The sequence below is a fragment of the Gemmata algarum genome, from assembly GCF_034097035.1.
Classification (GTDB): Bacteria; Planctomycetota; Planctomycetia; order Gemmatales; family Gemmataceae; genus Gemmata; species Gemmata algarum.
In genome coordinates, this window is sequence record NZ_JAXBLV010000001.1 from 43,998 (window position 1) to 62,334 (window position 18,337).

An 18,337-nucleotide genomic window follows, 5' to 3' on the forward strand; every position below is an offset into this window, starting at 1 on the left:
ATCGACCTCTCCGAAAGGTGGAACCGGCTGTCGAACTCAATCGAAGCACGCCGCCACCCACCACGGCGGAACCCGTTTCGGACGGATCATCCGGCCGGTAGCCGCCTGTAACCGGTATGATCCGTCTCGAACTCGGCGCCGGAACGGTACACACCGGCGAGCGAGTTGCGTTCGCTCATTACGGCCGATGGCACCGGCTCATTTGCGGCCGCGCGCGGCGAGCGCCCCTTGCCCGAAAAGGCGGCCACGAGTGCGGCGATGAGCCCGGCCGCCAGCAGCACGATCACCACCAGCCGGATAATCTTCATCCAGCTCCACGGTCGTTCGCCGGACACTTTGCCCGTGCGTCCGTTAATCAGGATCTGGAACAGCTTCTCGTGGTAGTGGTAGTTCGCGATCCAGACCGGCAGCAAGCAGTGCTTGAACGTGACGCCCAGGTAGCGAGTGTCGGTCGATTCGATACGCTGGTGGTCGCCACCGATGTCCCGCCGGATCAGGTCGCGAATCGTGGGCTGCATCACCTCTTTGGCAACCACCAGCCCCTGCTTCAAATCGACCGCGTAGCGCTCGGTCTTCAAGCCCGCAAGGAAGGCGTCCTGGAACACCTCCAGTTCGTTGGTGTTCCACGGCTCGAGGCCGCTGATGAGGTGTTCGGGGACGCTCTTCGACCCACACACAAGGACGTCGTCGAAGAAGTGTTGCACCTCCCCGGAAACCGAGTACCAGTTCGTTTTCGTGACGGTGCGCGAACGTTGGACCTCGTTACCGTTCGCGTCCTTGTCGGTGTAGTATTCCGTTTCCTGGTAGTCATCGCCGCGCATCCCGTGGTAGCGGGTGTAGGTCATCGCGTCGTAGGTCCAGTACGGCAGATACACGCCCGCGAGCTGGCCCAGGTTCGCGACCTTCTTGAGTTCGGTCGGCGCGAACCACAGCCCGCCGAGCCAGGAATCGAACTCCTCGCGCGCCGCCCGCAGGTCCACCTTGAAGGGAATGAGCGACTCGGGCCGCAGCATCCCCTCGACGGCTTCCGGCCGGTTCTCCAGGTGCGTGCTGCAAAACGGGCACGAATCGGTGACGACCTTGTCTTCGAGCAGCACCATCGCACCGCACCCGCCGCAGCGGGTTTGCGTCGATCGCCCCTCAATCCCGCCGACGTTGCCCTTCACGAGCTTGCTGGCGTACTCGTTGAAGTTCCGCTCCTCGACCTCCGCGCCGCCGTCCTCGACGCTCGACGTGTGGCCGCAGTACGGGCACTTCAGCGCCCGATCGCGCGGGTCGAACTCGACCTTCGCGCCGCAGTTAAGGCACGGGAACAGCTTCCCTTTCGGGGGCTCTTTCGTAACGGCCGGCTCGCGCGTCTCCGGCGGCTTGGTGGGGGTCGGGAGCGGAAGCGGAGGCGGAGCGGCCCCGGGCAAGGGCGGAGGAACGTCACCCGAGGGCGGCAGCGGAGGCGGCGTACTCATAGTCACTGGCAGACCCCAACCGCAAGGTCGAGGGTCTGTGATGGAGTGGTGAATTACGGCATTGCGCGGCGCAGTCTGCACAAATCGCGAGCTGCGCAAGGGGATTTTGGGGCGTTTCGTGGGTAGCAATGTGCCAGCGAAACGCCAGTCGGTTGGTAGCGAATGTCCAGTCGGCAACCAGTCGGTGCGGTAGCGTTCTGGACCACGTCCGGCACTTACATGGGCGGCAGCGGCGGAGGAACGTGAGCGAACAGCGCCGCGAGTTCCGGGACCGTTTCCGCGGCGGCCCAGCCCGCCATGCCGGCGCGCCACACCAGCGAAGTTCGTGTGATCCGACCCGCCACCACGTGCGCCTGGAGCGCCGCCATGTCGAACGGCCCTGCGGAAGCGCCGTTGATCGCGGCGTGGAACGCGACCGCCGTCGGCAGCGGAGGCGGACCGCTCGCGCCCGCCGGGGGTGTGGTGTTTGCCGGCGTCACGACTCCCGGCGCCCCCGCGGCACCCGCGAACGCATTGCCCATCTGGTTGCCGATGGCGACGCCGGCGCCCAGACCGGCCCCGAGCCCGGCCAGTCCGCCAGGATTCGCGGCGGCGGTCGGAATAGCTTCGGCGGTCTGGAACTTGGCGTACTGGTCCAGGTTCCCGAGCACTGCCATTTGCGAACGTTTATCGAGCGCAGATTCGACTTCCGGCGGGAGCGAAATGTTCTCGACGAAGAACTGCGTGAGCGACACGCCCATCTTCGCCATTTCGGGGGCGATCCGCTCCAGCGCAATTCTACCGACCTTTTCGTAGTTACCGGCAAGGTCGAGCATCGGGATGCGCGAGGCACCCAGCGCGTCGATAAAGCGCGACACCACCACGTTGCGAAACTGCGCCGAAATCTCGTACAGCTCGAACGACGGGTCGGTGCTCACCAGTTCCTTGAGGAAGGTGCCCGGATCAGTGATCTTGAACGCGTAGTTCCCGAACGCCCGCAGCCGCACCGGCCCGAACTCCGGGTCGCGGTACATGATCGGGTTCTGCGTGCCCCACTTCTGGTTCGTCCACTGCCGCGTGGAGATGAAATACACCTCGCACTTGAACGGCGACTCAAACCCGTACTTCCACCCGAGGATGGTGGAGAGGATGGGCATGTTGTTGGTGTCGAGGGTGTACATCCCCGGCAGCTTCACGTCCGCGAGTTGCCCCTCCTTGACGAACCCGGCAGCCTGCCCCTCGCGCACCACGAGCTTCGCGCCGTTCTTGATCTCGTTCTTGTGGCGCGTGAACCGGTGGGCCAGGATCTCGTTCTGGCTCGGCTCGGTCCACTCGATGATGTCGATCAGTTGGCCTTTAGCCCAGTCCATCAGCCCCATGACTCGCCCCGCCCACAGGTGTGGTTTCGCCTTCCTCGGTAACGCCGAAGCTAACCGATACCCGACTCTTCGTCCACGACCGACTCGCTTTTCGGAACACGCCGCGAAACCGCACGATTCACGTCCGGTACGACGCTACCGTCGTTATTCCTTGCACGTGCGGCCCGAATCCGCAACAGCGGTCACAAATTCTGCTTCTCGTATCGAAACCAGGGAATTTGTCGGTTGCAGATCGCGCGTATCGACCTACCCCCCGGCCCCCTCCCTGAAGGGAGGGGGTGGCGCCTGGAGCGTTGGCCCCGATGCGAGAGGAGCGCGCCACGTTCGGTGAAAGCAAGCTGTCTTACTCTCCTCCCTGCAGGGAGGGGCTGGGGGTGGGTTCTTCGCTCCGCGCGCCCCTTTCGCCCCGGGACGAGCGTTCTCGGCGCCACCCCCTCCCTTCCGCCGGCCCACGGAAGCTCTGCTGACCGGGCCGGCGAGCACGGCAAGGGGGCCGGGGGGTAGGTCGATACGCAACACCCGCAACCTACACTCACAAGCCAACCGGCGTCACTGCTTCCCCAACACGAGATCTACGACCCAGCACCCACGAACATGCGGCCCAGACCCCCGACAGTGGTCGAGGATGTCGGCGTTATCGCAGCCGGCGTCCTGAAGGGCGTCTGCGAGAATCGGCATCACGCTGAAGTCTCGAGATTCGTACATTTGCGCTGCGAGTGCGACAGTGGTTTCCGTGCGCCACTCGGGAGAAAGCACGACCGGGCGAAACGGGTTACCGAAAATGTCTCGCAGAAGTGCGACTTGTTCAGCTTGCTCCTGAGCCAAGTAATCGGCTTCCGTCTTTTCCACCAGGCTTTGGGCCGCGTCGTACTGACGAATAAATTCGACGAGGATGGCGGAATCTGATGGTGTCCCATCATGCTCGGGCATTGGTAACGACTCGCAAGATTTTGCGAACGCCAAGTTGACTGACCCCATTCTGGCCTGAACGATACCCCTCGCGGCAAGCTGCACTGCGTGACATTCAAACGATGCCAAGTGCAGATTAGCAGCTTCGAGGGCCGCTTGGTCGGCGCGGTTCAGCCAATCCCACTCCGGAGTCGCTTCATCACACCAGCGTGCGTGTGCTCGGCAGGTTCGCTCCAGTTCAGTGGATGAAACTTGCCCCTCCAGGAGTTGCTCCACCAGTTCAACCAACGCCCGACTGCCATCGTGGTCCATGTGCGGTAGCGCACGCCGGCAGCACGCAACCTCAAACAGTCGCAGTTTCCGCTCGCTCGCGTGCCCACAGTCCTGAAGGGCTGACACCAGCGCGCGTGGGTCGTTGCAAGTGATCCAGCCCGACTCGACCACAACGCCCTCGCTGCTCATGAGTTGCCCAACACGAGATCCACCACCCAGCACCCACGAACGTGCGGCCCCGGCCCGCGACAGTGGTTTAGGATGTCGGCGTTATCGCATCCGGCGTCTTGAAGGGCATCCGCGAAAATCGGCATCGCACTGAAGTCGCGTGATTCGTACATCTGGCGGGCAAGCAGAACAGCGGTTCTAGTGCGCCATTCGGGTAAAAGTGGCGACGATCGAAACGGATCGACGAACACTTCGCGAACAAATCGTGCCAGCAAACGTCGCTCGGCAACTTCGGCCCGATTCCACGCAACGGTGTCAACACTTGGGGAAGCGACCCGAAAGCCAGCCACATACGCCGCATGCATCACGACATCGCGCATCCTGTAGACGTAAGGACAGTCCGCGCTGTCTGAGCACGCGGCCTGACTAACGACCTGCATCGCGTGATACCGGGCATCAAGCTCAACCGAATCGACCTCTCCGTCCTCGGGGTCAAGACGTGATTCGATAATCTCCAGCACCTCGCCGGCGTCTAACAAATCCTGCTGGGGCCGCAAATCGTCTGCGAATAGTTCGGCCGTCTCGACGGCCACCGCGAACGCTTGCCGCTCGGGACATAGGTCGAGAACGCGGTGGCAACAGGCGGTAGCAAACAGACGGCACTTCCGTTGCGAGACCGCGTTGCTGTTACGGAGGTACTCAAAAAGTTCGTCCGGGTCACCGCACGCTCGCCACTCTGCTCCTGTCACGCTATTGCTCCTTCTCGAAGGGGAGCCAAGCTTGCACCTCGACGCATGCCGTGAGTGTGGTCAATACGGCGGCAGCAGCCGGCGGGCGGCGTGGGCCAGCACCCAGCCGAAGAACGCCGCGTTCCGTGCCGGCAGTGCCCACACCGCCAACCGCTGCGCAGGCTGCGGGGCTGTCAGCCAGTCTCCCTTCGCGACGCGCGCCGCGAGTGCTTCCACCCACTTCACCGAGCGCGGCCAGTCGATCACGCCCGCGAGCCACTCGGGCGGAAGACCGCCCTTCCCCACCCGCGCGCCAACCAGCGCGCCGGTAATCGCCGCAACGGTGTCCGTATCGCCACCGCATCGGATCGCCGACGACACCGCCGTGCGGAAATCGTTTGGGTAGCGGAGCCACGCGTACAGCGCCGCCGGAACCGTGTGGTACATGTAGCCGCTAACGCCGCGTGACAAACCGAGGGTTTGGGCGTATTCCTCTGTCGAGCGACCGGCCTGCAAATCGCCTTCGGCGGCGCTGAGCGAATCCAGCAACAGCCCGGAGGCGCGTTCACCCACGAGCAGTTCGCGAAGCTCCGACAGGAATTGTCCCGATTCCGGCGGGCGTGTCTCGCGCGTTTCTGCGGCCCTGTGCGCGGCCCACGCGACCGCCAGCGCGCCGCATTCGGCCTTCGGATCGGTGTGGGTGATGCGAGTCGAGGCACGGACGAACGATTTGAGGCGCTCGCGGTCCGGGCCGAATGCGACCCCGAGAAGCGGCGACCGCATCGCGGGTCCGTTGCCTGCCGATTGAACCCCACTTCGTTCCGACGACCAGCCCAGCCAGAGTTTCATGCAGGCCCGGATCGTCGCGCGACCCGTTCCGGCCGGAAGCCCAGCGGCCCACCAGCGGATCCGACGGGCGAGGTCGCGCCGGAACGTATCCGCGTCGCCGCCGGACCGCAGAAGCGCCTGCCCAATGAGACACGCGTGCTCGGTGTCGTCCGAGAACAGCCCGCGCCCGAAGAAGAATTGATGCCGGTGAAGGTGTGAAAAAAGCTTCACCCCGCGGCGCGGGGACAGATTTTCCAGCGGCAACCCGAGAGCATCGCCCACGGCGAGCCCGAGCATCGAACCCATAAATGCGTCGGGCGGGTGGGCCATATGGGTGCTGGCAAACAGCGGGTTTAGCGGCCGATCGGGCTGGGCCGGTCGATGTACCCCTTCGGCCCGATCCGGAAATCGTCTTCGGAAACCGCGAGCCGTTCGCGACCGCGCTTCTTCTGCTCTTCGATACTGTACCGAGAGCCGTCTGGCGCACGAGCGTCCACGGGGGCCATTTGCCGCGTCTCGAGCGGCCCGGAGAACCGGTTGCACCCTACACAAACCAGCAGTGATAAAACGAGCAGGCGCCGGCGCATCGGGCCACTCCGTTGGGCGAAGAAGGTCGAATCCGTTCGCACCGTAGTTATCGCCCCGCCCGCGGGTCCGCTCCATGTCAGTCGGCCCGCGCGACCCGAGTTCGGTGCCCCGCCGCCCTCAAAACCCGCACACGACATGCCGAAGTCCGCGCCGCCCGACTTGTGCGCCTGTGGCCCGACTCATACCATATCCACTGACCTTCCAGCCGTCACTCACCTTTGCCAACCGGTCGGGCACCTTCGCCTCGGGTTGGGTTTACTCCCGGCACGGGGTCGGCACCATGCCCACCAATGCATTGCAGAAGTTCACCAAAAAGTACGACGAGTACCCGGACGACATCTTCGCCGACACCCGGATGTCACTCGGCGACCACATCGAGGAACTCCGCTACCGGATGCTGAACGCCATCAAGTGCCTGCTGGCGTTCATGTTCATCGGGTTCATGCTGGACTTCGTCGGCTGGTCGATCGGCAACCGCAACCTCGGCATCGGGATGCCGATGCTCGACGTCATCACCGAACCGGTGAAGCAGCAGACCCGCGACTTCTACTACCGCAAGGCGCTCAAGGACGCCGACGACAAGCTCGCGCAGCTTACCGACTCGGCGCCGGAAGAGATCGCACGAATCCGTCAAAAGCTGAAGGATAATGAGAACAGCCTGGAAGCGCTGACCGCCGACGAGCGGCTGAAGTTGCTCGGCGCCCCCGAGGAGATGCCGGTGTTCATCCCGACATCGGCCCTGGAACCCGCGTTCGGGCCGCGCAAGAAGGAGGCGCCGGACGAACTGGCCGTCAAGCTGAGGGTGTATCCGGCGCACATCACCTCGCTGAGTTCAAAGGGCGAAGGGCTCCTTGAGAGCAAGAACTACCTCACCACGCTCAGCGCCCAGGAGTCGATGGTGGTGTACTTCAAGGTGTCGATCCTGTGCGGCATCGTGCTCTCGTGCCCGTTCATCTTCTACCAGTTTTGGGCGTTCGTGGGGGCCGGGCTGTACCCGCACGAGAAGCGCTACGTGTACCTGTTCTTCGGCCCGAGCGTGGGGCTGTTCCTCGCGGGCGTGCTGCTGTGCCAGTTCATCGTGCTGCCGGGGACAGTCAAGGCGCTGCTGCGGTTCAACGAGATCCTCGGGTTCGACCCGGACATCCGGCTCAACGAGTGGCTCGGTCTGGCCCTCATCCTGCCACTGGTGTTCGGGGTGTCGTTCCAAACCCCGCTGCTAATGGTGTTCCTGAACCGGATCGGGATCTTCACGGCCCAAGATTACCTGACCAAGTGGCGGTACGCCTGCATCATCATCGCGTTCTTCGCGGCGCTGCTCACCCCGACGCCGGACGTGATTACTATGCTCTACCTGTTCGTGCCGATGTTCGGGCTCTACATGGGCGGCATCCTTGTCTGCCACCTGTTCCCGGGGTTCAAACCCGACGAAGATTCCGAGTCCGATTCCGCCGACGAGGTGGCCGTCTGATATCGGTGCCGTTTCACCGGCACCCCGCCGAAATCTTCTCGCCGGCTCAGTGGCACCAGCGTATCGCCGTTCGTCGTGCGTCGGACCTACGGAGCCCGGCCAGAGCAGATTGCTCTCCAACCGGTGGCGAACGGACCCGCGTGCGGAACGCGGGCTTTAGGACTACCGGTCAGAAGTCGCAAGGTTAGCAAGTCATAAAGTCACAAGGTATTTTCCATGATGACTTTGCGACGTTATGACTTGCGACGAGGGGACTTTTGACCGGAAGTCTTTAACGCCTTTCTTCGTCAGCTATGGTTTCCGTTCCGCGTTCCCGATTCCGCATTCCGAAATGACTATAGACCCTGCGAACCCGCTCGTTTTCCTGGTCGGCGCCGGTCCAGGCAGCCCGGGCCTGATGACCGTTCGCGGGGCCGAGGTGCTGAGCCGCGCCGACCTCGTTCTGTACGACCAACTCGTTCCCGAGCGGTTGCTCGACCTCGCTCCGGCGCACGCCGTCCGCATGTGCGTTCGTGACCTGCCCGGGAGCCACCCCGACAAATACCCGCACATCCACAAAACGCTGATCGAAACGGCCTCGGCTGGCAAAACCGTCGTCCGGCTCAAGGGCGGCGACCCGCTCATTTTCGGCCGCGGCGGCGAAGAAGCGGAAGCTCTCCGCGCCGCCGGGCTGGCCTACGAGATCGTCCCGGGGGTGACGGCGGCACTGGCCGCCGGGGCGTTCCTGGAGATCCCGCTCACGCACCGGATGCACTCGAGCGCGATCGCGCTCGTGACCGGGCACGAGTTGCCCAGCAAACCGGGCAACAAGCTCGACTGGAAAGCGATCGCCGCGTTCCCGGGGACGCTTGCGATTTACATGGGGATCGCGCGACTGCCAGTGATCGCGGCCGAACTGCTCAGGTACGGCAAACCGGCCGACACTCCGGCCGCCATCGTCGAGCGGGCATCGACCGGCGACCAGCGGTCCGCATACGCCACGCTCGGCACCCTCGAAGAGGTGCGCCGCCAAGCGGGGCTCGAAGCCCCGGGTCTCATCCTCATCGGCGAAACCGTGGCACACCGGTCCGAGCGCCCGTGGTTCGAGGGGCGCCCGCTATTCGGCCAGCGCGTCCTGGTCACACGACCGGCTCACCAGGCCGAAGGGATGGTTCGCAAGCTCGAACACCTCGGCGCGGTCGTTTCGCGCCTGCCAGCGGTCGAAATCCGCGACGTGAGCGACCCCGCCCGCATGGACCGCGCGCTCGGGCAGCTCCGCGAGGGCCACTGGAACTGGCTGGTTTTCACCAGCGCCAACGGGGTCCACGCCCTGCTCCGCCGGCTCGATGCGATCGGCCGCGACCTGCGCGATTTGGGGGGCGTGAAGCTTGCGGCGATCGGGCCGAAGACCGCAGAAGTGCTCCGCGAGTACCGGCTCCGCGCGGACGTGGTACCGGACACGACGTTTTCGTCGGAAGGGTTGGCGGCGGCGCTGAAGCCGCACGTTACCGGCCAACGGGTGCTACTGGCCCGCGCGAACCGCGGGCGCGAACTTCTCCGTAACGAACTGGCGCAAGTGACTACGGTCGAACAGGTTACGGTGTACGATCAGGTCGATGTGACCGCCCCAGAAGGAAGCGTTCTCGACGCGCTGCGACGCGGGGAGGTCCGATTCGTCACGCTCCCGAGTTCCAACATCGCGCGGGGCGTGCTCGCGGCGTTTGACGAGACGATTAACGGCCGGATCGAGCGTGGCGAAATCAAGCTCGTCGCGATCAGCCCGGAAACCGGGAACGCGGTGCGCGCGCTCGGTTACCCGGTCGCGGCCGAGGCCACGACATTCACCGAGGACGGGCTCATCGAAGCCGTTCTGGCCCTTGCGAGCCAGAAATGACGAGCGGGAGAGCGGAAGCCGCAAGGGGCGGGTTATTTCAAATCACGTGAGGCGTTGAAGCCGAGATAAATGACGATCACGGCGCCGATGAAACCGAACACGTCCACCACGACGAACGGGTTCTCGCTCCCCCCTCCGCCGAACGGCACGCCGGCCACCAAATCGAGCACAAAAACCAGTGCCATGAGGGCACCGACGCCGAGCGCCCCGTAGCAGAGTGCTTTGTCCATTGCCCGACCTTTCCGCGACCCGCGGCCGAGTACTAGCGTGCTCATGACGACTAACCCCGTGTTGGCCGTCAGGATAGAAACAGGTGCCGGGATCGGACACCGTAGGGGTCCGGAGTGTTGGTAATCTACTTGCGCCACGCGGGACCGCAACAAACCCGGTGCGGTCCTGCAAAGACACTTTCCCCCGCGCTCGGCGCGAACCGCACAACCCGCACCGACGCCAACCTTCTTGAAGTATCGCAAAACGCTCAGGGCTCGAATCGCCACCTCACCCCAACGTTCCGACCCGACATACGCTCGGTTTAAGAAGTTTTTTGGAACTGCTCGGGCAGCTGACAACTCAAACGCTTTGTGACTGGAGCCTCCGGAAGTAGCTTTAGAATTCGGCAGTCACGCCGGTTGCGGCTCACGTTACCGGGCGAGATCGCAAAACTTCCCTGCGGCGTTGCTTTGGGAGTGCCCAGTTGTTAGTGGCCGGTGCCATTGCTTTTCGGCGATATTACCCACTGATTTAAAAGGATAGCATCGCCCATCCGAGATGCAGCCGGCACGCTATAAAACACGATCACGGAGTTCGGCCTACTGCTTAACAACAGGGCAAACGGTAAAGCGTTTGTAGCACCCGGCCCAGCAGTGTGTTTGTTTGGTGGCACCTCAACGTCATCCGCTTTTCCCTCTGGAAAAGTGCGATTCCGACTTGTTCTCTCGTCTCATTAGGGTATTTTCATAGTCGGGGCTGACTCACCCCGCTCTCATCTCTTTTCAGGTTCGAGGTTCGTGACATGTCTCTCCCGATTGTGCGCTCAAAGCGTGGTTTCACGCTGATTGAGCTGTTGGTTGTTATTGCTATCATCGCGATTCTGATCGGGCTCTTGCTGCCGGCCGTGCAGAAGGTTCGCTCCGCCGCGGCCCGGATGCAGAGCACAAACAACGTCAAGCAGATCGCCCTTTCTGTTCACAGCTACCACGACGCGATGTCCTCGGTCCCGCCGCTGGCGGACGTGGTGGCGGCCAACAAGAACTACGCCTCGGGTTACTACTTCCTGCTGCCGTACCTGGAGCAGTCGCCCCTTTACAACATGGGCCAGACCAACGGCGGCGTGTGGGAGGGGAGCCCGAACAACGCCGGCACGGTGAAGCTCAAGATGTTCATCTCCCCGCGCGACCCCTCGAACCCGATCGACGTCTGGAAGGAATCGAACGGCGGCACGTGGGGCATCTCGAACTACGGGATGAACCACGCCATCTTCGGCGTCCCGTGCAGCGGCAACACCGTGTCCAAGATGACGCTCGTGGGGATCACCGACGGCACCTCGAACACGGTCGGGTTCGCAGAACAGTACGGTAAGTGCGGCCTCGGCGAGCCGGACACCACCTCGGGCGCGTCCCCGAACAACTACTTCCACAAGTTGTGGGCGTACCGGACCCCGTGGCGCTGGGAGCGCGGGCCGTACTTCGACACCCGCCTGATGAGCAGCGGGATGCAGGGCACGGCGCAGGGGGACTACTCGGCCTGCACCCCGATCACTACCTCGACCGCCGCGGTGCCGCAAAACGTTCCGACCCCGGCGGCCTGCAACCCGTACTTCGTCCAGGCGATGGACGCCGCCGGGTGCGTGGTGGGCATGATGGACGGCAGCGTCCGCACGGTGCCGTCGTCCGTGAGCCCGACGACCTGGGTCCGGGCGCTGTGGCCCAAGGACGGCCTCGTCCTGGGCGACTGGTAACCGCCTGTCGGCCCCGCCCGATCGGACCGGGCGGGGCCACCTCATTCCGCTCTCTCCCCCGAGTGAACTCTCCATGCCCCGCCTCGTTTTCCGCCTCGGTTTCGCCTGCCTGCTGGTCTCCGCCCTCCTCGGCTGCTCGCAGGGGGTGAAGAAGATCACCGTCAACGGAACGGTCACCTACAAGGGCCAGCCTCTCGAATCCGGCATCCTCCAGTTCGTTGGCGCTGACGGCGCCTACTCCGCAGCGGTCGTTCAGCCGGGCGGCAAGTTCATCATGACCGACGTGGTTCCGGGTGACATCAAGGTGGGCGTTCAGTCCTCGCCCGGCGGCAGCGGCTCGTCGGACCCGAAGGCCGCGTCGGCCCTGAAAGGCCCGACGCCGGCCACGATCCCGGAGAAGTACCGCAACCCCGAGACATCCGGGCTCAAGTACACCGTCACCCCGAGCACCGATAGTCTCGAAATCAAGCTCGACTGATGCGGGCCGCCGCGGCGCAACCTCATCTGCCCGAGCCGGGCGGTTTCCGGTAGTGTGAAGAGAAGTCTCTCACCCCGCCGGGAACCAACTCCGATGGCCGTTCCGATCAGTGATTTCGCGGTCCACCTGCGCGCCCAAGACAACGTCGCGGTGGCGCGCAAGCCGATCCCCGCCAACACCACCTTCCTCTTCGACTCCGGCACCTTCACCCTCCCGAAAGGCATCGGGATGGGCCACAAATTCGCGCTCGTGGCAGTCAAAGAAGGCGACCCGATCCGCAAGTACGGCCAGGTGATCGGGTTCGCCGGTCGGGCAATCGCACCAGGGGAGCACGTCCACGTCCACAACGTCAGCGCCGGCGCGTTCGAGCGCGACTACGCCCACGCGAGCCAGATCCCGGCCCCGCTCCCGCCGCCGGCCGAGTACCGCACCTTCATGGGGTACGACCGCGGCCCGGGTAAAGCCGACCACCAGCGGTACGGCACCCGGAACTACCTCGCGGTCATCAGCACCGTGAACTGCTCGGCCAGCACCAGCAAGTACATCGCCGACCGGGTCCGCCAGCTCGGGCTGCTGAAGGACTACCCGAACGTGGACGGCGTCATCGCGATCGTCCACCGGCAGGGCTGCGGGATGCAGTTCGACGGCCCGGACCACCAGCAGCTCGACCGGACGCTGGCCGGCTTCGCCCGGCACCCGAACGTCGCGGCGTACCTGCTCGTGGGGCTGGGCTGCGAGATCGTGCAGGCGTCGCACCTCATCAACAACGAGCGCCTCGACCTGCTGCAGCTGGACGGCTCGAAGGGCACCCCGCTGGCGCTGTCGATCCAGGAGTGCGGCGGGATCGGCAAGACGGTCGAAGCCGGCGTAAAGGCCGTCGCCGAGATGCTCCCGCGGGTGAACGACGTGCGCCGCGTCCAGCTCCCAGCCAAGCACCTGATCCTGGGGACCAACTGCGGCGGCTCGGACGGCAACAGCGGCGTCACCGCGAACCCCGCGCTGGGGGTGGCCAGCGACCTCATGGTTCAGCAGGGCGGGACCAGCGTTCTGGGCGAAACGACCGAGATCTATGGGGCCGAACACATCCTCACCCGCCGGGCGGTGTCGAAGGAGGTGGGGGAGAAGCTGGTCGAGCGGATCAAGTGGTGGGAGTGGTACACCTCCATGTTCGGGGCGGAGATCAACAACAACCCCTCGCCCGGCAACAAGGAGGGCGGGCTCACCACCATCTACGAAAAGTCGCTCGGGGCCATCGCGAAGGCGGGCACGACCGCGATGGTGGACGTGTACCGCTATGCCGAGCCGGTCACGGCGAAGGGGTTCGTGGTGATGGACACGCCGGGCTACGACCCGGTGAGCATGACGGGGATCGTGGCGGGCGGGGCGAACGTGTGCGTGTTCACCACCGGGCGCGGCAGCGTGTTCGGGTGCAAACCGGCCCCGTGCGTGAAGGTCGCGACCAACACGCCGCTGTACACGCACATGATCGGCGACATGGACATCGACGCCGGCAAGGTGCTCACCGGGGCGTCCGTCGAGGCCGTGGGGCAAGAGATCTTTGAAAAGGTGCTGTCGGTGGCCAGCGGCGAGCGCACCAAGAGCGAGCTGAACGGCGTGGGCGAGGAGGAGTTCGCCCCGTGGTCGATCGGCCCGACGCTGTAACAGCCGGAGTGCCTCAATGAACATCGCCCCACTGCCCGACGACGCACTTGTGATTCGGGGAGGACAGAACCTCCCCGATAGCTTTGCGAACGGTTCCGGTGTTACAATCGATGAAGGCGAGGTGCTGGACGGTGTGTCAGTGAATGCTGCCGCCGGACTGAGCGTCAACGAACTAACGGCTGCGAACACAGTGACCGGATATCCGGGTATTCCGCACAACCACATCGGGGTGACAACCGTCGGCGCGATCCGCGCTGCGGGTGGCGATGTGCTACCGACCCCACGTAAAGGAAACCCGACGCACGCAACCTTGCGGGGCATCACGCCCGAGCAAGCGAGCCTGCTGTTTCGGCCCACCCAACGGAACCCGAACCGGAAGAAATGAGGCGAGCGATGTACGCCGGCCGGATCTACGCGGACTTTCAGAACCTCGACGACGAGGGTCGTATCCGGCTCGACACCGCGGGCTCGCGGCGCGACCTGGCCGCCACTGAAACCGAACTTCGTGCCGGTGCGGTGGTTCGCCTCTACACCGACGACGCGGACGACGAGGGCAACGCCGACCCGCTGCTGACGGAAGGCATCGTTGAATCAAGCGAAAGGGGACTCGTCGCGCGAGTCGATTGGGCCAGTATTCGTCACGCCTCGCGCGAACTCGAAATCCTCAAGAAGCGTTTCTTCGATACCGCTGTCGGGGACATGCTGCGTGCCCTGGATGGCGGTGCTCTAATCGGCGCCACGACCCTCGGGCTGTGTGCCCTCGACCACCTCGGTTACCTGCGTACCGGTAACGGCGATCCCGCCGATTTTAAACTGACCGTCGAGAACTACCTCACGAAATTGAACCCGAAGTACGAGGCGGAATGGTTGTGGGCGACGCGGAACGGTCTTGCGCATGTCCATGGCGCGGGCAAACTGGTTCAGCAACAGAAAACGCGCGGCGCCCTCTTCGTTCACTTCCGCCCCGAACACCATCTGGCCGAAGTCGAATGCGCTCGCGTTCTGAACGTAGAATCGTTCATTGCCGATGTGATTATAGTCGCATGGTCTGTGTTCAATGATTTCCGGACACAGTCCAGCAAACCCATTGAGGTATTCCGACATATCTTAATTGTCGGCCAATCGGACGCAACTGCTGACAAACCTTACAGCCAGATGCACCCGTGGCTGAGCCAGCTCGACTCGGCTTTGCCGAACCGTGAGGTGCTCGAAGCCGATATCCGAAAGGGATTGAAGGAACGCGAACAACGGCGAAAAAGTGCCTGAACTGCCGGCACTTGAGACGATCGCACTTGCCCCCGGCGTGCCAGATGCTCTAATTGGGTCTCCCGCCTCCCTCCGCCCCACCGCCCTGCTCTTCAAGGTCCGCTCATGCCCACCCCCCACCCCATCGGCGTTACGCGGCGCGAACTCTTGCAGGTCGGCTATTCGGGCCTGTTGGGTGTCGGTCTGTCGTCATTCGCCCGCGCCGGGTCGAACGGAACGACGCCCGCGAAGAGGCCGAAGTCGCTGCTGATCGTGTTCCTCACCGGGGCCGCCAGCCACCACGAAACCTTCGACCCGAAGCCCGACGCCCCGCCCGAGATCCGCGGCGAGTACCAGACCATCCGGACCAGGACGCCCGGCCTGCTCGCCAGCGAGCACCTGCCCAAGCTCGCGGCCCGGTCGAACCTGTACTCCGTTGTGCGGTCGCTGGCGCACCGCGAGAACAACCACCTCGTCGCCACGCACCACGTGCTCACCGGGAACGTGCAGCCCGGCGCGTTCTTCGACAAGATCGCCTCTCGGGACGACTTCCCGAACTACGCGGCCGGGCGGAGCTACTTCCGCGGCGCGCCGGAGGGCACCCCGTGCGGGGTGAACCTCCCGACGTACCTGATGGAAGGCCCGCTCCTCTGGCCCGGCCAGTACGCCGGGTTCCTCGGGCCGAAGCACGACGTGATGCAGATCACCCAGGACCCGAACCGCCGGGACTTCCGGGTGGACAACCTCCGGCCGTCCGCGGGCCTGGAGGTCAACGACCTGCGCGACCGGATGGCCCTGCTGTCGGCCGTCAACGACCAGCGCAAATGGCTCGCGGAGGCCGGGGAAACGAAAAAGCTCACCGACCAACAGCACCAAGCCCTCAGCGTGCTGACATCGGGGAAGGTGGCCCGGGCGTTCGACCTGGACCAGGAACCCGCGGCCGTCCGCGACCGGTATGGGCGACACGCGTTCGGGCAGTCGTGCCTGCTCGCGCGGCGGCTGGTCGAGGCCGGGGTTCCGGTGGTGCAGGCCAACATGGGCCGCGTTCAGAACTGGGACAGCCACGGCAACATCTTCAACCGGCTCAAAAAAGATCTGCTCCCGCCGCTCGACACGGCCGTTTCCGCCCTGCTCGACGACCTGACCGCGCGCGGGCTGCTCGACGACACGCTGGTGATGATGCTCGGGGAGTTCGGGCGCGAGCCGAAGATCAACAAAGAGGTGGGCCGCGAGCACTGGGCGCCGTGCTTCAGCGGGCTCTTCGCCGGCGCCGGGGTGGTGCCCGGTGCCGTGATCGGTAAGAGTGACAAGAACGGCGCGTACCCGGTGACCGCCCCGTACTCGCCGGACGACATCGGCGCGACCGTGTACTCCGCGCTCGGTGTCGACCCGCACGCCGACGTGCGCGACCGGCTGAACCGGCCGGTGCAACTGAACCGCGGCCAGGTGATTCGCCCGCTGTTCGACGGCTCCGCGGACTGACCGGACCTCTTACCCTGTGCGCGAACGGGACAACGACATGCGAAACGCTCTGGCAGCTCTGGTGGTAGTGGGCGCCGCGGGCCTCGCGGCGAGCGGGGCGGACGAGAAGTACGCCTCGAACGAGGGCAAGTTCACGGCCCGGTTCCCGAGCGGCCTCACGGTGAAGACCGAAGCCAAGAAGGCCGGCGCGCTCGACATGCAGGTGACGAGCGCGAAGGACGACAAGGAGAACTCCTTCACCGTGATGTACGTGGACCTGCCCGCAGGCGCGAAAGCTCCGCCGAAGGCGGTATTCGACGGCATCGAGGCCGGAATGGTGAAAACCAGCGGCGGCAAGGTGGAGAGTTCGAAGGAGATCACTTACGGGGCCGCCAAGTACCCCGGTCGCGAGGTGCTAGTCGATAAGGACGGCGCCAAGATCAAGGCCCGCATCATCCTCGCCGACTCGCGCGTCTTCATCGTCTTCGCCGGCGGGCCTAAGGGCTTCGGAACAACCGACGCGGCGACCAAGTTCCTCGACTCGTTCGAAACCACGAAGTAGCGACCGCGGTTTTGCGGTCGGAACCGAGCGCGTCGGTCACTTCGGCTTCGCAGGGAGGGTGAACCGGAACGTCGAACCGGCCCCGACAACGCTCTCGACGCTGACCGTTCCCTCGTGGGCCTCGATGAACGTCTTGACGATCGCGAGGCCCAGCCCGACCCCGCCCTGCTTGTTCGGGTCCGTCTCGAACGGCTCGAACACCTTGTCCAGCCGGTCGGCGGGGATCCCCTCGCCGGTGTCCCGCACCGCGCACTCGAAGCCGCCCTCGACCGCCCGCGCCGAGATGGACACGTCCCCGAACGGCGTGTACTTGATGGCGTTCGCGATCAGATTCTGGAAGACCCGCCGCAGCAGGTCGGCGTCGGCGTAGACGACTAGGTCCTCGGGCACCTCGTTGAAGAGCTTGGTGCTGTCGGTCCCGGCGACCGGGTGCAGGTCGTGAACCAGCGCCTCCACCAGGGGCCACAGATCGAGCTCGCGCCGCTCGAGTTTGAGCCCGACTTCGGTCCGGAGGTTGGTGTTCTCGTCGAGAACTTTGTCCACGAGAGCGCCAAGCTGTAGGACGTTGCGGCGGAGGGTCTTCACCATCCGACCGACTTGCGTGCCCGCTTCGTTGGTCGCGAACTTGAGTTCTAGCACCCCCGCGGCAAGCGAGATGGCGCCGAGCGGGGTGCGCAGGTCGTGAGCGACGAACGCGAGGTACTCCTCGCGCCGCCGCTGGACCTCGAGCGCCTTCTGGGTGGCGTAGGTCTTGACCGCCGACCCGATCGCGCCGTCGATCACCCGGTTCACAATGTGAGCCGAGCGCCCGACCAGCGGCTTCCCGCCCGCCTCGGCCAGTTCGTAAACGCACTCGCGGAGGATGTTGTACTCGGCCACCACCTCGACGATGTCGAACCCGTTGTCCGCACGCTGCGCGCCGTGGATCGGGGCCGTGCCCTCGCAACCGGCCTCGTGAACCGACTCGTCGGACCGAGTGCGGAGCACGGCGGCGAGCTCGTCGAGAAACGCCGGAATGTGGTCGTTCAGTGTTGGGGTGTCGAGGTGCTTGGCTGATGGGAGCTTGCGGACCCGCTCGCGCCACTTCGTAAGAAGCTCCTCGCGCTCGCGCTGCACCAGCGCAGCGAGGTCGGTGAGGTTGTTAATCGGACGACCCCTCGGATGTCAGGCGCGAGCGTGTGCGTGTGATCTCCACATCTTACCGCGCCCGACACGCGGCGGAACGCCGGGGCGTAAAAATCGCTCCTCAAAACCAGCGCCGTCGCTCCCAAGGTCATGCGTCGCTGGCTGCTGACGCACGCGGCCTTCGCGCGGTC

Annotated in this window: 17 protein-coding genes; 9 read left to right on the plus strand and 8 right to left on the minus strand. The window is 64.7% G+C overall.

Annotated features, from left to right (window positions below):
- Positions 1–86: 86 nt before the first annotated feature.
- The 6 genes from R5W23_RS00170 to R5W23_RS00195 all read right to left on the minus strand — a co-directional run bounded on the left by R5W23_RS00170 (position 87) and on the right by R5W23_RS00195 (position 6,314).
- Positions 87–1,463: a hypothetical protein gene (locus R5W23_RS00170; protein ID WP_320684571.1), complete on the minus strand. Its 1,377-nt coding sequence runs from the start codon at positions 1,461–1,463 to the stop codon at positions 87–89.
- A gap of 215 nt (positions 1,464–1,678) precedes the next feature.
- Positions 1,679–2,821 carry an SPFH domain-containing protein gene (locus R5W23_RS00175; protein ID WP_320684572.1) on the minus strand — a complete coding sequence of 381 codons (1,143 nt, stop codon included), beginning with the start codon at positions 2,819–2,821 and terminating at the stop codon, positions 1,679–1,681.
- A gap of 549 nt (positions 2,822–3,370) precedes the next feature.
- Entirely contained in the window at positions 3,371–4,042 is a 672-nt protein-coding gene (locus tag R5W23_RS00180; RefSeq protein WP_320684573.1) for a hypothetical protein, read from the minus strand.
- 146 nt (positions 4,043–4,188) lie between these two features.
- Entirely contained in the window at positions 4,189–4,764 is a 576-nt protein-coding gene (locus R5W23_RS00185) for a hypothetical protein (RefSeq protein ID WP_320684574.1), read from the minus strand.
- 216 nt (positions 4,765–4,980) lie between these two features.
- Positions 4,981–6,033, minus strand: a complete 1,053-nt coding sequence (locus R5W23_RS00190; protein WP_320684575.1) for an ADP-ribosylglycohydrolase family protein — start codon at positions 6,031–6,033, stop codon at positions 4,981–4,983.
- A 47-nt stretch (positions 6,034–6,080) separates the two neighbouring features.
- Entirely contained in the window at positions 6,081–6,314 is a 234-nt protein-coding gene (locus R5W23_RS00195; protein WP_010044895.1) for a hypothetical protein, read from the minus strand.
- A gap of 281 nt (positions 6,315–6,595) precedes the next feature.
- Between R5W23_RS00195 and tatC the strand changes: the two genes are divergently transcribed.
- Together tatC and cobA are read left to right on the plus strand one after the other, a co-directional pair.
- Positions 6,596–7,783, plus strand: a complete 1,188-nt coding sequence (gene tatC, locus R5W23_RS00200; RefSeq protein ID WP_320684576.1) for a twin-arginine translocase subunit TatC — start codon at positions 6,596–6,598, stop codon at positions 7,781–7,783.
- A gap of 331 nt (positions 7,784–8,114) precedes the next feature.
- Complete coding sequence (cobA, locus tag R5W23_RS00205; protein WP_320684577.1) at positions 8,115–9,656, plus strand: uroporphyrinogen-III C-methyltransferase; 1,542 nt, start codon at positions 8,115–8,117, stop codon at positions 9,654–9,656.
- A gap of 32 nt (positions 9,657–9,688) precedes the next feature.
- On the opposite strand, the gene R5W23_RS00210 is transcribed toward cobA, so the two are convergent.
- The gene (locus tag R5W23_RS00210; RefSeq protein ID WP_261186093.1) at positions 9,689–9,886 is read right to left on the minus strand and encodes a hypothetical protein; all 198 of its coding nucleotides are present in this window, start codon (positions 9,884–9,886) and stop codon (positions 9,689–9,691) included.
- Between the two features lie 782 nt (positions 9,887–10,668).
- Between R5W23_RS00210 and R5W23_RS00215 the strand changes: the two genes are divergently transcribed.
- The 7 genes from R5W23_RS00215 (at position 10,669) to R5W23_RS00245 (ending at position 17,021) form a co-directional block, all read left to right on the plus strand.
- Entirely contained in the window at positions 10,669–11,613 is a 945-nt protein-coding gene (locus tag R5W23_RS00215) for a DUF1559 family PulG-like putative transporter (protein WP_320684578.1), read from the plus strand.
- Between the two features lie 73 nt (positions 11,614–11,686).
- Positions 11,687–12,091, plus strand: a complete 405-nt coding sequence (locus R5W23_RS00220; RefSeq protein ID WP_320684579.1) for a hypothetical protein — start codon at positions 11,687–11,689, stop codon at positions 12,089–12,091.
- 93 nt (positions 12,092–12,184) lie between these two features.
- The gene (locus R5W23_RS00225) at positions 12,185–13,753 is read left to right on the plus strand and encodes a UxaA family hydrolase (RefSeq protein WP_320684580.1); all 1,569 of its coding nucleotides are present in this window, start codon (positions 12,185–12,187) and stop codon (positions 13,751–13,753) included.
- Positions 13,754–13,769: 16 nt separating this feature from the next.
- Positions 13,770–14,138 (plus strand): hypothetical protein, encoded by a 369-nt coding sequence (locus tag R5W23_RS00230; protein ID WP_320684581.1) that lies wholly within the window; start codon positions 13,770–13,772, stop codon positions 14,136–14,138.
- Positions 14,139–14,146: 8 nt separating this feature from the next.
- The gene (locus R5W23_RS00235; protein ID WP_320684582.1) at positions 14,147–15,019 is read left to right on the plus strand and encodes a hypothetical protein; all 873 of its coding nucleotides are present in this window, start codon (positions 14,147–14,149) and stop codon (positions 15,017–15,019) included.
- 105 nt (positions 15,020–15,124) lie between these two features.
- Positions 15,125–16,480: a DUF1501 domain-containing protein gene (locus tag R5W23_RS00240; protein WP_320684583.1), complete on the plus strand. Its 1,356-nt coding sequence runs from the start codon at positions 15,125–15,127 to the stop codon at positions 16,478–16,480.
- A 37-nt stretch (positions 16,481–16,517) separates the two neighbouring features.
- Complete coding sequence (locus R5W23_RS00245) at positions 16,518–17,021, plus strand: hypothetical protein (protein WP_320684584.1); 504 nt, start codon at positions 16,518–16,520, stop codon at positions 17,019–17,021.
- Positions 17,022–17,057: 36 nt separating this feature from the next.
- Here the strand turns inward: R5W23_RS00245 and R5W23_RS00250 are convergent, their stop codons facing one another.
- Positions 17,058–18,137, minus strand: a complete 1,080-nt coding sequence (locus R5W23_RS00250) for a sensor histidine kinase (protein WP_320684585.1) — start codon at positions 18,135–18,137, stop codon at positions 17,058–17,060.
- Positions 18,138–18,337: the final 200 nt, after the last annotated feature.

Coding starts and splice junctions, on each gene's coding strand:
- R5W23_RS00170 (WP_320684571.1), bottom strand. CDS start 1,463: ATGAGTACGCCGCCTCCGCTGCCGCCCTCGGGTGACGTTCCTCCGCCC.
- R5W23_RS00175 (WP_320684572.1), bottom strand. CDS start 2,821: ATGGGGCTGATGGACTGGGCTAAAGGCCAACTGATCGACATCATCGAG.
- R5W23_RS00180 (WP_320684573.1), bottom strand. CDS start 4,042: ATGGACCACGATGGCAGTCGGGCGTTGGTTGAACTGGTGGAGCAACTC.
- R5W23_RS00190 (WP_320684575.1), bottom strand. CDS start 6,033: ATGGGTTCGATGCTCGGGCTCGCCGTGGGCGATGCTCTCGGGTTGCCG.
- R5W23_RS00195 (WP_010044895.1), bottom strand. CDS start 6,314: ATGCGCCGGCGCCTGCTCGTTTTATCACTGCTGGTTTGTGTAGGGTGC.
- tatC (WP_320684576.1), top strand. CDS start 6,596: ATGCCCACCAATGCATTGCAGAAGTTCACCAAAAAGTACGACGAGTAC.
- cobA (WP_320684577.1), top strand. CDS start 8,115: ATGACTATAGACCCTGCGAACCCGCTCGTTTTCCTGGTCGGCGCCGGT.
- R5W23_RS00210 (WP_261186093.1), bottom strand. CDS start 9,886: ATGGACAAAGCACTCTGCTACGGGGCGCTCGGCGTCGGTGCCCTCATG.
- R5W23_RS00215 (WP_320684578.1), top strand. CDS start 10,669: ATGTCTCTCCCGATTGTGCGCTCAAAGCGTGGTTTCACGCTGATTGAG.
- R5W23_RS00220 (WP_320684579.1), top strand. CDS start 11,687: ATGCCCCGCCTCGTTTTCCGCCTCGGTTTCGCCTGCCTGCTGGTCTCC.
- R5W23_RS00225 (WP_320684580.1), top strand. CDS start 12,185: ATGGCCGTTCCGATCAGTGATTTCGCGGTCCACCTGCGCGCCCAAGAC.
- R5W23_RS00230 (WP_320684581.1), top strand. CDS start 13,770: ATGAACATCGCCCCACTGCCCGACGACGCACTTGTGATTCGGGGAGGA.
- R5W23_RS00235 (WP_320684582.1), top strand. CDS start 14,147: ATGTACGCCGGCCGGATCTACGCGGACTTTCAGAACCTCGACGACGAG.
- R5W23_RS00240 (WP_320684583.1), top strand. CDS start 15,125: ATGCCCACCCCCCACCCCATCGGCGTTACGCGGCGCGAACTCTTGCAG.
- R5W23_RS00245 (WP_320684584.1), top strand. CDS start 16,518: ATGCGAAACGCTCTGGCAGCTCTGGTGGTAGTGGGCGCCGCGGGCCTC.